12 protein-coding genes are annotated in these 13235 nt (G+C 59.7%); 10 read left to right on the top strand and 2 right to left on the bottom strand.

Annotated features, from left to right (window positions below; all coding sequences use genetic code 11):
* Positions 1–158: 158 nt before the first annotated feature.
* The 3 genes from FHT86_RS00875 (at position 159) to preA (ending at position 4314) form a co-directional block, all read left to right on the top strand.
* Positions 159–1112 carry a sensor histidine kinase gene (locus FHT86_RS00875; RefSeq protein ID WP_183868738.1) on the top strand — a complete coding sequence of 318 codons (954 nt, stop codon included), beginning with the start codon at positions 159–161 and terminating at the stop codon, positions 1110–1112.
* Positions 1113–1625: 513 nt separating this feature from the next.
* Positions 1626–2987, top strand: a complete 1362-nt coding sequence (locus FHT86_RS00870) for an NAD(P)-dependent oxidoreductase (RefSeq protein ID WP_133704985.1) — start codon at positions 1626–1628, stop codon at positions 2985–2987.
* Positions 2988–3000: 13 nt separating this feature from the next.
* A complete protein-coding gene (preA, locus tag FHT86_RS00865; protein ID WP_133704984.1) occupies positions 3001–4314 on the top strand; it encodes an NAD-dependent dihydropyrimidine dehydrogenase subunit PreA in 1314 nt (437 codons plus the stop codon).
* Between the two features lie 83 nt (positions 4315–4397).
* Here the strand turns inward: preA and FHT86_RS00860 are convergent, their stop codons facing one another.
* Positions 4398–5042: a TetR family transcriptional regulator C-terminal domain-containing protein gene (locus FHT86_RS00860; protein WP_133704983.1), complete on the bottom strand. Its 645-nt coding sequence runs from the start codon at positions 5040–5042 to the stop codon at positions 4398–4400.
* A gap of 300 nt (positions 5043–5342) precedes the next feature.
* Between FHT86_RS00860 and FHT86_RS00855 the strand changes: the two genes are divergently transcribed.
* Together FHT86_RS00855 and hydA are read left to right on the top strand one after the other, a co-directional pair.
* Complete coding sequence (locus FHT86_RS00855; protein WP_133704982.1) at positions 5343–6596, top strand: Zn-dependent hydrolase; 1254 nt, start codon at positions 5343–5345, stop codon at positions 6594–6596.
* Between the two features lie 49 nt (positions 6597–6645).
* Positions 6646–8100, top strand: a complete 1455-nt coding sequence (gene hydA / locus FHT86_RS00850) for a dihydropyrimidinase (protein WP_133704981.1) — start codon at positions 6646–6648, stop codon at positions 8098–8100.
* Between the two features lie 30 nt (positions 8101–8130).
* Here the strand turns inward: hydA and FHT86_RS00845 are convergent, their stop codons facing one another.
* A complete protein-coding gene (locus FHT86_RS00845; RefSeq protein WP_133704980.1) occupies positions 8131–8544 on the bottom strand; it encodes a cupin domain-containing protein in 414 nt (137 codons plus the stop codon).
* A gap of 124 nt (positions 8545–8668) precedes the next feature.
* On the opposite strand from FHT86_RS00845, the gene FHT86_RS00840 reads away from it, so the two are divergent.
* Genes FHT86_RS00840 through FHT86_RS00820 form a run of 5 tightly spaced genes read left to right on the top strand, consistent with a single transcriptional unit; the run spans position 8669 to position 12851 of the window.
* Positions 8669–9460, top strand: coding sequence for an ABC transporter ATP-binding protein (locus tag FHT86_RS00840; RefSeq protein WP_133704979.1), 792 nt, complete (start codon positions 8669–8671; stop codon positions 9458–9460).
* A 9-nt stretch (positions 9461–9469) separates the two neighbouring features.
* Entirely contained in the window at positions 9470–9805 is a 336-nt protein-coding gene (locus FHT86_RS00835) for a hypothetical protein (protein WP_133704978.1), read from the top strand.
* Between the two features lie 2 nt (positions 9806–9807).
* On the top strand, positions 9808–10695 hold the full coding sequence (locus FHT86_RS00830) for an ABC transporter permease (RefSeq protein ID WP_133704977.1): 888 nt from the start codon (positions 9808–9810) through the stop codon (positions 10693–10695).
* Entirely contained in the window at positions 10692–11825 is a 1134-nt protein-coding gene (locus FHT86_RS00825) for an ABC transporter permease (protein ID WP_133704976.1), read from the top strand. Before FHT86_RS00830 ends, FHT86_RS00825 begins: the two co-directional genes overlap by 4 nt.
* Positions 11826–11882: 57 nt before the next feature.
* Positions 11883–12851 carry an ABC transporter substrate-binding protein gene (locus FHT86_RS00820; RefSeq protein ID WP_133704975.1) on the top strand — a complete coding sequence of 323 codons (969 nt, stop codon included), beginning with the start codon at positions 11883–11885 and terminating at the stop codon, positions 12849–12851.
* Positions 12852–13235: the final 384 nt, after the last annotated feature.

Genomic DNA, 13235 nt, shown 5'->3' with positions numbered 1-13235 from the left:
ACCGACTGTTATAGCGATTGACTGTATAAACCGGCTTGAGTTCTTCCGGTTGAGAATACCCTGTCGGCGGGTTTCTCGAAATTCGAGTGAAAGGCAAGCCGGTGAATACGACTGAACCATTATCCGGCGCGCCTTTAAGTTTCGAAGGCAAGGCCGCTATGATGGAGCGGGCGCTTGGCAGCGCTGGCATCTCAATCCTCTTTCAGGATACGACCCTTGCGATCCGCTATGCCGAAAACTTGCCCGACCACCTGAAACCATCCCTTATCATCGGCGGCACCGATCTCCATCTCTTCGGCGAGAAAGACGGCGAACATCTGTTGCAGCTCAAACGTGGAGTGCTGGAAAACGGCAAGCCCGTCAGTGCGGAAGTGGAGCTTCCGACCGGCGATGGGGTGCGTATTTACGAGCTGAAGATCGAGCGCATCGGCGGGCGTAAATCGCAGGGCCTGCTTTCGGTGATCTCCGAAGTCACCGAGACCCGTCACCGCGAAAAAGTACTGAAATCGCTCCTGCGCGAGCTGTCGCACCGCTCCAAAAACCTTCTGGCTATCATCCAGGGCATCGCCACGCAGACGGCCCGCCACACGCTGTCGCTTGACAATTTCCTGATCAAATTCCGTGGCCGCCTGCAGTCGCTGTCGAACTCGCAGGACCTGATCACCGATTCTAGCTGGCGTGGCGCGTATCTGTTCGAACTCGCTGAGAAGCAGTTCGCCCCCTATTGGCCCGATGCAGGGATGCCGATGCCGATCTACGGGATCAATGCGCATCTGACTCCGAATGCGGCCGTCCATCTTGGCCTTGCCCTGCATGAATTGATCGTCAATTCCGCCTCGCACGGCGCCATCTCCGCCGGTGCCACCAGCATCACGCTCAATTGCAAAGAGGCCGAGCTCAACGGCAAAAAGGCAATCGAGGTGGCTTGGTCGGAACACTTCTACTTCCCTGCCGACCATGAGTTCGAGGACAATAGCTTCAGCCGCACCGTGTTGGAGCGGGTGGTCCCCACCTCCATGAATGGGCGCGCCCAGTTTGCGATCAACGATGACAGCATAGGCTACCGCCTGACGATCCCCGAAACCGAATATGAAATCCTGAAGCGCCGCTGACGATCCCGAACAAAAACCACAAACGAAAACAGCCAGTGCGAGGGCGGCGCACTGGCTGCTTTTCACTCATCGGGAGGGGACCGTGAGTAGATGCCCGGCGATGACTTTTGGGGGGCGTGCATCGGTTGATGCGATCATCACCAAGACACATTCTTAACGACGGTGCCGGGCCTTGGTTCCCATCTTTTTTAAAAAAAATTCTGATTTTTTCTTTGGCGCCTATCGCAGCTGACAAAAAGGACGCCAACGGCCACCAGCCGGGCTTTCAAAAGTCCAACCGAAATCCAGGAAATTTATAGTTTACTTTCCAGAAAATCATCGACCGATTTCAAAAATACAACATAAAAACATGCCGTTAGCAGATGCCCCTCCGTCGTCTGCAACGCTGTGCAATCGCAACCACAATATCTGTTTCGGCAAAACCAAAAATCCAAAAATTTTACCGTTTGATAAATTTTTTATCCTGAGTTACCGTTTGTTCCACTAGCCGTTTACTATAATGAGGGAACTTCAATGGGACGACTGGAAACTGGGATTCATAAAGGCAGGCTGACGCCAGCCGAATATGATGCGAATTTTTCCGACCTGCATCCGCGCCTTGACGATCATGAGGCGCTGGTCGCTTCCGACCGCTGTTATTTTTGCTATGACGCGCCGTGCATGACGGCCTGTCCGACCTCCATCGACATTCCGCTGTTCATCCGCCAGATCTCGACCGGAAATCCGATCGGCTCGGCCAAGACGATCTTCGACCAGAACATACTGGGCGGCATGTGCGCCCGCGTCTGTCCCACCGAACAGCTCTGCGAGCAGGCCTGCGTGCGCAACACCGCCGAAGAGCGCCCCGTCGAAATCGGCCGCCTGCAGCGCTACGCGACCGACGCCGCCATGGGTGCAAACAAGCAGTTTTATGCCCGCGCCGCCTCGACCGGCAAAAAGATTGCCGTTGTCGGCGCCGGTCCTGCCGGCCTTGCCTGCGCCCACCGTCTTGCTGTGAAAGGCCATGACGTCACCATCTTCGACGCCCGCGAAAAGGCCGGCGGCCTCAACGAATACGGCATTGCCACCTATAAGACGGTCGACGATTTCGCGCAGAAAGAGGTCGACTATGTGCTTTCGATCGGCGGCATCGAAGTAAAGAATGGCCAGGCACTCGGCCGTAATTTCAGCCTTGCCGATCTTTCGTCGCAATACGACGCAGTCTTCCTTGGTCTCGGCCTAGCCGGCGTCAACGCGCTGCGTGCCGAAGGTGAGGATCTCGACGGCGTCGCCGATGCCGTTGCCTATATCGCCGATCTGCGCCAGGCGAAGGACAAGTCCGACATCGCCATCGGCCGCCGCGTCGTCGTTCTCGGCGGTGGCATGACCGCGATCGATGCCGGCGTGCAGGCGAAGCTGCTCGGCGCCGAAGAAGTGACCATCTGTTACCGCCGCGGCAAGGAGCACATGAACGCCTCGGAATACGAGCAGGATCTCGCCACCTCCAAGGGCGTCATCATCCGACACTGGCTGGCGCCGAAGCGCATTCTCGAAAAGGACGGCAAGGTTGCCGGCATCGAGGTGGAATATACCGAGTTGCGCGACGGCAAGCTGACTAGCACCGGCGATACCGGCGTCATTGCGGCCGACCAGATCTTCAAGGCGATCGGCCAGACATTCGAAGCCTCCGGCCTCGGCGCATTGCGCATGGAATCCGGCCGCATCGCCATCGACGGCGAAGGCCGAACCTCACTCGACGGCGTCTGGGCTGGCGGCGACTGCGTCCTCGGCGGCGACGACCTGACAGTCTCCGCTGTCGCGCAGGGCCGTGACGCGGCCGAATCCATCAACCGTGCGTTCGCTGCCGCCGCGCAGCCGACCGTTGCTGTCGCTTGAAGGGAGAATTGATATGGCTGATCTCCGCAATAATTTCGTCGGCATCAAATCTCCGAACCCGTTCTGGCTCGCATCGGCGCCGCCGACCGACAAGGCCTACAACGTCGAGCGCGCCTTCAAGGCCGGTTGGGGCGGTGTCGTCTGGAAGACGCTGGGCGAGGAAGGCCCGCCTGTCGTCAACGTCAACGGCCCGCGCTATGGCGCGATCTGGGGCGCCGACCGCCGCCTGCTCGGCCTCAACAATATCGAGCTGATCACCGACCGCGACCTCTTCACCAATTTGCGCGAAATGAAGCAGGTGAAGATGAACTGGCCGGATCGCGCCCTCATCGCCTCGATCATGGTTCCCTGCGAGGAGCAATCCTGGAAGGCGATCCTGCCGCTGGTGGAGGAAACCGGCGCAGATGGCATCGAGCTCAATTTCGGCTGTCCGCACGGCATGTCCGAGCGCGGCATGGGCTCCGCGGTCGGCCAGGTGCCGGAATATATCGAGATGGTTGTGCGCTGGTGCAAGCAATATACCCGCATGCCCGTCATCACCAAGCTGACGCCCAACATCACCGACATTCGCAAGCCGGCCCGCGCAGCCAAGGCCGGCGGCACCGACGCCGTGTCGCTGATCAACACCATCAACTCGATCGTCTCCGTCGACCTCGACAATTTCGCGCCGAACCCGACCGTCGGCGGCAAGGGCAGCCACGGCGGCTATTGCGGCCCGGCGGTCAAGCCGATTGCGCTCAACATGGTGGCGGAGATCGCCCGCGATCGCGAAACCTACGGCCTGCCGATCTCCGGTATCGGCGGCATCACCACCTGGCGTGACGCGGCCGAATTCCTCGCCCTCGGCGCCGGCAACGTCCAGGTTTGCACGGCAGCGATGACTTACGGCTTCAAGATCGTAGAGGAAATGATCACCGGCCTCTCCGATTGGATGGACGAAAAGGGCCACCGCAATTTGGACGACATCATCGGTCGCGCAGTGCCCAACGTCTCCGACTGGCAGTACCTAAACCTCAACTACATCGCCAAGGCGAAGATCGACCAGGACGCCTGCATCAAATGCGGTCGCTGCTACATCGCCTGCGAAGATACCTCGCATCAGGCGATCACCAACATGGTCGACGGGGTCAGGCATTTCGAGGTGATGGATGAGGAATGTGTCGGCTGCAATCTCTGCGTCAGCGTCTGTCCGGTCGAAAACTGCATCACCATGGAAGAGCTGCCGGCCGGCAGCCTCGACAAGCGCACCGGCAAGGTCGTCGACCCGAACTACGCCAACTGGACGACCCATCCGAACAACCCGATGGCACGGCAGGCAGCGGAGTAAGATAGGCCCGTTCCCAATAGATCAGCCTTCGCGCTTATGTTGACACAAGCGCGAAGGCTGGCGATTGCGCCGCATTCGAAAGGTCAAGGCCGGCGCATACCGAGCCCATCGACGAAGAGTTTTTCCAGATAGCGCGCCGCGTCCTCGAAACGCCCGTCGCCCGAATGCTCCTGCCCGAGCACCGCGCGCACCTGTACGTCGAAATCCGCATAGTGCTGCGTCGTCGACCAGATGGAGAAGATCAGGTGATAGGGATCGCATTTGGCGATCTTGCCGGCCTTCGCCCAGGCGCGGATGACCTCGGCCTTTTCGTCGACAAGGCTCTTCAGCGGCCCCCGAAGTTCATCCTCGACATGCGGCGCCCCCTGCAGCATTTCATTGGCGAACAGGCGGCTTTCCCGCGGGAAATCGCGGGCCATTTCGAGCTTGCGGCGGATATAGGAGCGGATCTCGCTTTCGGGATTGCCATTGGCATCGAAGGCGCGCAGCGGCTCCAGCCATGTAAACAGCACCCGGTCTATCAACGCGCGGTGCATGGCTTCCTTTGTGCGGAAATAATAGAGCAGATTGGGTTTCGACATGCCGGCGACTTCCGCGATCTGGTCGATGGTCGATCCGCGAAAGCCATGCACTGAAAATACATCCAGCGCGGCTTCGAGTATCACTTCCTCTTTTTCTTCCTGAATGCGGGTGCGGCGTTGCGTCTTGGCGGCTCTGGGGATGGCCATGTCTGCGATGTTTCTCCTTGAAATCCAAGCCCTTCGGCCAAGCTCTCATTCCCCCGCCCACGCTCTAAATATGGGCAATTGCCTATAATTTTGTCGGGAATTTTCGTGCTTTTCGTCTTGAGCGCCGCCACGGAAGTTGTAATGTTTACCAATCGGTCAAATTATCCGTCAGATGTCTTATAAAGGCAACCGGCGATTTTCCGGGGCGAGAAAAACAAGCAAGCGCTCCGGAGAGTGACCATCGGGAACAATTGGGCATGCACCTTGCATGACCCGGGACAAACAGGTGAGGATTGCATCATGGTGGTAGCGCCAGGAGAAAACATGCGTATCAACGGCGATCGCCTTTGGGACGCACTGATGGATATGGCGAAGATCGGCCCCGGCATTGCCGGCGGCAACAATCGCCAGACGCTGACCGACTCCGATGCCGAAGGCCGCAGCCTTTTCAAGACGTGGTGCGAGGATGCTGGCATGAAGGTCGGCATCGACAAGATGGGCACGATGTTCGCGACCCGCCCCGGCGTCGACCCGGACGCACTGCCTGTCTATGTCGGCTCGCATCTCGACACACAGCCGACCGGCGGCAAATATGACGGCGTGCTCGGCGTATTGGGCGCGCTTGAAGTCGTCCGCACGATGAACGATCTCGGCATCAAGACCAAACATCCGATCGTGGTCACAAATTGGACCAATGAAGAAGGCGCACGCTTCGCCCCTGCCATGCTCGCCTCCGGCGTCTTCGCCGGCGTGCATTCGCTGGACTACGCCTATGGCCGCAAGGACCCGGAAGGTAAAACCTTTGGCGAGGAGCTGAAGCGCATCGGCTGGCTCGGAGAAGAAGAGGTAGGCAGCCGCAAGATGCATGCCTACTTCGAATATCACATCGAGCAGGGTCCGATCCTCGAGGCCGAGGAGAAGACGATCGGCGTCGTCACGCACTGTCAGGGCTTGTGGTGGCTGGAATTCACACTGACCGGCAAGGAAGCGCATACCGGCTCGACGCCGATGAACATGCGCGTCAATGCCGGGCTTGCCATGTCGCGGATCATCGAAATGGTGCAGGGCGTCGCGATGGAAAACCAGCCGGGCGCCGTCGGCGGCGTCGGTCAGGTATTTTTCTCGCCGAATTCGCGCAACGTGCTGCCCGGCAAGGTGGTCTTCACTGTCGACATCCGCTCGCCCGACAAGGCGAAACTCGACCGTATGCGCGCCAAGATCGAGGCTGAGGCGCCTGACATCTGCGATGCCCTCGGCGTCGGCTGCTCCGTCGAGGCCATCGGCCATTTCGAGCCGGTGACCTTCGATCCGAAGCTCGTCACCGCCGTGCGCAACGCCGCGGAGAAGCTGGGCTACAGCCACATGAACATCATCTCCGGCGCCGGCCACGACGCCTGCTGGGCTGCCAAGGTGGCGCCCGCCACCATGGTCATGTGTCCCTGCGTCGGCGGCCTGTCGCACAACGAGGCCGAAGAAATTTCCAAGGAATGGGCCGCCGCGGGTGCGGATGTCCTGTTCCATGCGGTCATGGAGACTGCGGAGATCGTGGCGTGATACCGCGTCTCGCGCAGCAACAGAATTTCACACATCGGGAGCAGACGCCATGAGCACAGTCATCAAGGGTGGAACCATCGTCACGGCCGATCTGACCTATAAGGCCGACGTCAAGGTCGAAGGCGGCAAGATCGTCGAGATCGGGCAGAACCTGTCCGGCAATGAAGTGCTCGATGCCACGGGCTGCTATGTCATGCCGGGCGGCATCGATCCGCATACGCATCTCGAAATGCCGTTCATGGGCACCTATTCCTCCGACGATTTCGAGAGTGGCACGCGGGCAGCGCTTGCCGGCGGCACGACGATGGTGGTGGATTTTGCGCTCCCCTCACCCGGCCAGTCGCTGCTCGAAGCACTGACAATGTGGGACAACAAATCGACGCGGGCGAACTGCGACTACTCCTTCCACATGGCGATCACCTGGTGGAGCGAGCAGGTCTTCAACGAGATGGAAACCGTCGTCCGCGACAAGGGCATCAACACCTTCAAGCACTTCATGGCCTATAAGGGGGCGCTGATGGTGGATGACGACGAGATGTTCTCCTCCTTCCAGCGCTGCGCCGAACTCGGCGCGCTGCCCCTCGTCCACGCCGAGAACGGCGACGTGGTGGCGCAGATGCAAGCGAAACTGCTTGCTGAAGGCAATAACGGCCCGGAAGCGCACGCCTATTCCCGCCCCGCCGAAGTCGAAGGCGAAGCGACGAACCGCGCCATCATGATCGCCGATATGGCCGGCAGCCCGGTTTATATCGTTCATACCTCCTGCGAACAGGCACACGAAGCCATCCGTCGCGCCCGTCAGAAGGGCATGCGCGTCTATGGCGAACCGCTGATCCAGCACCTGACGCTCGATGAGAGCGAATATGCCAATGCCGATTGGGACCATGCCGCCCGCCGCGTCATGTCGCCGCCCTTCCGCAACAAGCAGCATCAGGACAGCCTCTGGGCCGGCCTCGCCTCCGGTTCGCTGCAGGTGGTCGCCACCGACCATTGCGCCTTCACGACCGAACAGAAACGCTTTGGCCTTGGCGACTTCACCAAGATCCCGAATGGTACCGGAGGCCTCGAAGACCGCATGCCGATGCTCTGGACCCATGGTGTCAACACCGGCCGTCTGACCATGAACGAGTTCGTCGCGGTGACGTCGACCAACATCGCCAAGATCCTCAACGTCTATCCGAAGAAGGGTGCGATCCTCGTCGGTGCCGATGCCGATATCGTCGTCTGGGATCCGAAGCGTTCGAAGACCATCGCCGCCAAGACGCAGCAGTCGGCGATCGATTACAATGTCTTCGAAGGCAAGCAAGTGACGGGCCTGCCGCGCTATACGCTGACCCGCGGCGTGGTTGCCATCGAGGAAAGCACGGTCAAGACGCAGCAGGGCCATGGCGAGTTCGTCAAGCGCGAGCCTTTCACCGCCGTCAACCGCGCGCTCTCGGCCTGGAAAGACGTCACGGCGCCGCGCAAGGTTCAGCGCAGCGGCATCCCGGCCAGCGGGGTGTAACGCTTGGCAACGGCGTTCCGGTCCATCGGCTCACAACGGCACATACCGCTCCAGATCCGGCAACAGGACAACACTTTCCTGTTCGTTCGGATCGGTGCGGGCGATGATGGCTGTCGCCGGCTGATCGCTGAGATTGGCAGGCAGATGTGGAACGCCGGCCGGAATGTAGAACATCTCGCCGGCGTGAACGACAACATGCTCTTCCAATTGATCGCCGAACCAGCAATGCGTCTCGCCGGACAGCGCATAGATCGCCGTTTCATGCGAGGCATGCATATGCGCCTTCGCTCGTCCGCCGGGCGGTATTGTCAGAACATGCATGCAAATACCGGTCGAACCGACTGTCTCTGCGGCGATACCCTCGAAGTAGTTGAAGCCTTGTTTCCCGGCATAGGTACCGCCGGGCTGCACGATGCGGCAGGTGGGCTTCGATGAAACGCTCATGCCATTCCTCCGTAAAATTCGATAGCTCTGCGGCATCCTCAGGTTCTAAAACCACCGCGATGCCGTGTAGAATAACACGCAATCCGCCACGACTGCGCGGCCAAAACATGACTGGTAGGTGTTAATGACGTCATCCGCTCCCTCCGTCGTCTCCGCGCGAGACCTCTGCCTCACCTACGAGACAAATGACGGGCCGGTGCATGCGCTGAGCAATGTCGATCTCGACGTGCGGAAGGGCGATTTCGTCTCCTTCATCGGCCCGTCCGGCTGCGGCAAGACCACGTTTCTGCGCGTCATAGCCGATCTCGAGCGCAAGACCTCCGGCGACATCACCGTCAATGGCATGACCCCCGAGGAGGCGCGCACCGCCCGCGCCTATGGCTATGTCTTTCAGGCGCCTGCCCTTTATCCCTGGCGCACGATCGAAAAGAATATCGCCCTGCCGCTGGAGATCATGGGCTATGCCAGGACTGATCAGGCCAAGCGCATTGCGCAGACGCTGGACCTCGTCAACCTCACGGGCTTTGCGCACAAATATCCATGGCAGCTCTCCGGTGGCATGCAGCAGCGCGCCTCGATCGCCCGTGCGCTCGCCTTCGACGCTGACCTTCTGCTGATGGACGAGCCCTTCGGTGCACTCGACGAGATCGTCCGCGATCATCTCAACGAAGAGCTGCTAAAACTCTGGAAGCGAACGAACAAAACTATCTGTTTCGTGACGCACTCGATCCCGGAGGCGGTTTATCTCTCCACCAAGATCGTCGTCATGTCGCCTCGTCCCGGCCGCGTCACCGACGTCATCGAATCCACCCTTCCACTCGAACGCCCGCTGGGCATTCGCGAAACCCCTGAATTCCTGGAAATCGCCCATCGTGTCCGCGAAGGACTGAGGGCGGGACATAGCTATGAGGAATAGGATCACACCATGAACCCGCAATTCCTCCTCTGGCTCACCGGCGCCATGGCGATCTTCATCGGCGGCGCGACCGCTTCGCGGGCTTATATCGCCAGCAACAACATATTGGTCCTCATTCTGGCGCTCTGCCTCTACTGTGTCGGCAATCTGATGATGGTTCGGCTCATGCGCGAGGGCGGGCTGGGCCTTGCGATTTCCGCCTCCGCCATCGCCCAGCTCGTGGTCGTCAATATCGTTGCCTTCATCGTCTTCGGCGAGCGGCTCAGCTTGCCACAGCTAGCCGGCGTCGGGCTCGGCATTGTCGCGATGGCGCTGATGCTGTTTCCCACGGAAGGAGGGGCGTGACCATGGAGGAGCAGCAATTCTTCAAGCACAAATTCGTGCCGGTTACGACCATCGTGCTGGCGATTCTTGTTCTGTGGTACGCCTTCGCCATCATTCTCAACACCCCGTTTCAGCGCGATCTTGATCGGCGCGCCAACGTCACCTCCACGACGATGGAATTCATCGGCAAGACGCTTGCGCAGCCGAAGCCCATCTTGCCGGCGCCACATCAGGTGGCACAGAATGTCTTCGAAAACACCTTTCTGAGAGCCCCGACCAGCAACCGCAGCCTCGTTTACAATGCCTGGGTGACGCTGTCCTCCACAGCGGTCGGCTTCGCTTTCGGCACCGTGCTCGGCATCCTGATCGCCGTCGGCATCGTGCATGTCGTCGCGCTCGACCGGAGCCTGATGCCTTGGATCATCGCCTCGCAGACTGTGCCGATCCTGGCCATTGCGCCGATGGTCATCGTCGTCCTCGCCGCGGTCGACATTACCGGCTTGATCCCCAAGGCATTGATTTCGACCTATCTTTCCTTTTTCCCTGTCGCTGTCGGCATGGTGAAAGGGTTGCGTTCGCCGGAGGTCATGCATCTCGACCTGATGCGCACCTACAATGCCAGTGCTGCGCAGACCTTCTGGAAGCTGCGCGTCCCCGCGTCGATCCCCTTCCTCTTCACCTCGATGAAGGTGGCGATTGCCGCGAGCCTTGTCGGCGCCATTGTCGGCGAATTGCCGACCGGGGCCGTTGCCGGCATCGGCGCAAAACTGCTCGCGGGCTCCTATTACAGCCAGACAATCGACATCTGGGCGGCGCTCGTTGCCGGCTCGGTGCTGGCGGCGATCCTTGTCGCCATCGTCAGTATTGTAGCCCGCATCGTTGATCGCTCGATGGGAGGCCGGCCGGCATGAAGGGCATTCATTTTTCCTGGCAGGGCCTGCTCGCCCTTCTCCTCTGCCTCGCTGCAATTGCCATGCTGCCGCTGCTTACAGCAGACGCAGTTGCTCCCTTTACCGGTGGTGTAACGATCTTCATCCTGTTGCTGATCGCCGCTGCCGCTGCGATTTCCTTCATCAATCTGTCGCCGGCTTTATCGGCCACAATCCTGTTCATCGGCGCACATGGAGCCGCATGGCTGCTGCTCTCGGGGATCACCGGCAACGAAGGCAATGCGCGCGTATCCTTCTTCCTGCTAATCGCCGCCGCCTGGCTGCTCGCCTGGCGCTGCGTCTCCGTGCTGTCCACGATCCGGCCGCGCTCGGCTGCGGGCAACTATGGCCTACGGCTGCTGATTCCGGCGATCTTCGGCGCCTGGATATTGATCATCTGGGAAGCCGCGACCCGTGGCGCCGGCATCCCTTTCATCCTTTTGCCGCCACCGGGTGCCATCGGAGCGAGGATCGCCGGCTCCATCCCGACCCTATGGACCGACGTGCAGCAGACGATCTTCAAATCGGTACTGATCGGCTACATGATCGGCTGCGCCAGCGGCTTCCTCGTAGCCATTCTTGCCGATCGCGTCGCGTTTCTCCGTCACGGCCTGCTGCCGATTGGTAATCTGGTCTCGGCATTGCCGATCATTGGCGTCGCCCCGATCATGGTCATGTGGTTCGGCTTCGACTGGCAGTCGAAGGCCGCCGTCGTCGTCATCATGACCTTCTTCCCGATGCTGGTGAACACGGTCGCCGGCCTTGCCGCCGCCGGCAACATGGAGCGCGACCTGATGCGCACCTACGCGTCGAGCTATACGCAGACGCTGCTCAAGCTTCGCCTGCCGGCCGCAGCTCCCTTTATTTTCAATGCGCTAAAGATCAACTCGACCTTGGCCCTGATCGGTGCCATCGTGGCGGAGTTCTTTGGCACACCTATGTCGGGCATGGGCTTTCGCATCTCGACCGAAATCGGCCGGATGAATGTCGACATGGTCTGGGCGGAAATCGCAGTCGCCGCGGTTGCGGGGTCCGTCTTCTACGGTATCGTCGCCATTCTGGAGAGGATGACGACATTCTGGCATCCGTCTTTCCGTGGTGGACAGACGTAGCCTAAGATTCCGGCCAAGGGATCAAGGCATAACTTCAGAGGGAAAAGGACAAAAAATATGAAAAAACTGATGGTTGGATTGATGGCGGGCGCAATGGCGCTGGCCGCAGCACAGGCAGCGATGGCTGCCGACAAGGTGACGCTGCAGCTCAAGTGGGTGGCGCAAGGTCAGTTCGGAGGCTACTTCGTCGCCAAGGATAAGGGTTTCTACAAGGAGGAAGGCCTCGACGTTGACATCAAGCCGGGCGGTCCGGATATCGCGCCGGAGCAGATAATCGCCGGCGGCGGCGCCGATGTTATCGTCGACTGGATGGGTGGCGCCCTGGTTGCTCGCGAAAAGGGCGTGCCGCTGATCAACATCGCCCAGCCCTATGACAAGTCCGGCCTGGAGCTGATCTGCCCGAAGGACGGCCCGGTGAAGACTGAAGCCGATTTCAAGGGCCATACGCTCGGCGTCTGGTTCTTCGGCAACGAGTATCCCTTCTTCGCCTGGATGCACAAGATCGGCCTGAAGACTGACGGCGGCAAGGACGGCGTCACCGTCCTGAAGCAGAGCTTCGACGTTCAGCCGCTCGTCCAGAAACAGGCCGACTGCATCTCGGTCATGACCTATAACGAATACTGGCAGGCGGTCGATGCCGGCTTCAAGCCGGAAGACCTGATCGTCTTCAACTATACCAAGCTCGGCAACGACCTTCTGGAAGACGGCCTCTATGTCAACGAGACCAAGCTGAAGGACCCGAAGTTCAAGGCCAATATGGTCAAGTTCGTCCGCGCTTCGATGAAGGGCTGGAAATACGCCGTCGAGCATCCGGATGAAGCCGCCGAAATCGTCATGGACAATGGCGGCCAGGACGAAAATCACCAGAAGCGCATGATGGGTGAAGTCGCCAAGCTGATCGGCAGCGGCAAGCTCGACCCAACACTCTACGATCGCACGGTGGCAGCGCTTCTCGATCAGAAGATCATCAGCAAGAAGCCGACTGGCGCCTATACGCATGAGATCACCGACGCTGCGCTGAAATAGGTCCGACGTCCAAAAAAACCAACGGAACGCGCGGGGTGCATCCTCCGCGCGTTTTTTTCATTTTGTAACAGAGGCGATAAAAGGCTGGCTTTGTCGCCGCGTTTGCCTGAAAAGCCATGCGTCGATCAAGCTTCTGAATGGACGCATCACGAACCTGTGATTGATTCGTGGTGCAACGCACATTAGAATTATGCGGCGACAGCGACAGAAATCATTTTCTCGTGATCTTGCAGGATTTGGAAATCGTTCCCACCTAATGGGACAAAATGAGATGAGGGACTTGCAGGCATGACAGACGGATATTGATCCGCCGGGAAGAGCCGGCCGCACGCATGGACCCCCGTTTTCGCGACGGAAAACAGCGAAATCCATTTACACAAAATA

Origin of the sequence: Rhizobium sp. BK313 (genome assembly GCF_014193655.1) — a bacterium.
Classification (GTDB): domain Bacteria; phylum Pseudomonadota; class Alphaproteobacteria; order Rhizobiales; family Rhizobiaceae; genus Rhizobium.
The sequence above is the reverse complement of the archived record's forward strand: the minus strand, read 5'-3'. Positions and strand labels throughout refer to the sequence as shown.

Bases quoted from the DNA above. Each gene is read 5' to 3' on its own strand.
- FHT86_RS00875 (WP_183868738.1), top strand. From the start codon at position 159: ATGATGGAGCGGGCGCTTGGCAGCGCTGGCATCTCAATCCTCTTTCAG.
- FHT86_RS00870 (WP_133704985.1), top strand. From the start codon at position 1,626: ATGGGACGACTGGAAACTGGGATTCATAAAGGCAGGCTGACGCCAGCC.
- preA (WP_133704984.1), top strand. From the start codon at position 3,001: ATGGCTGATCTCCGCAATAATTTCGTCGGCATCAAATCTCCGAACCCG.
- FHT86_RS00860 (WP_133704983.1), bottom strand. From the start codon at position 5,042: ATGGCCATCCCCAGAGCCGCCAAGACGCAACGCCGCACCCGCATTCAG.
- FHT86_RS00855 (WP_133704982.1), top strand. From the start codon at position 5,343: ATGGTGGTAGCGCCAGGAGAAAACATGCGTATCAACGGCGATCGCCTT.
- hydA (WP_133704981.1), top strand. From the start codon at position 6,646: ATGAGCACAGTCATCAAGGGTGGAACCATCGTCACGGCCGATCTGACC.
- FHT86_RS00845 (WP_133704980.1), bottom strand. From the start codon at position 8,544: ATGAGCGTTTCATCGAAGCCCACCTGCCGCATCGTGCAGCCCGGCGGT.
- FHT86_RS00840 (WP_133704979.1), top strand. From the start codon at position 8,669: ATGACGTCATCCGCTCCCTCCGTCGTCTCCGCGCGAGACCTCTGCCTC.
- FHT86_RS00835 (WP_133704978.1), top strand. From the start codon at position 9,470: ATGAACCCGCAATTCCTCCTCTGGCTCACCGGCGCCATGGCGATCTTC.
- FHT86_RS00830 (WP_133704977.1), top strand. From the start codon at position 9,808: ATGGAGGAGCAGCAATTCTTCAAGCACAAATTCGTGCCGGTTACGACC.
- FHT86_RS00825 (WP_133704976.1), top strand. From the start codon at position 10,692: ATGAAGGGCATTCATTTTTCCTGGCAGGGCCTGCTCGCCCTTCTCCTC.
- FHT86_RS00820 (WP_133704975.1), top strand. From the start codon at position 11,883: ATGAAAAAACTGATGGTTGGATTGATGGCGGGCGCAATGGCGCTGGCC.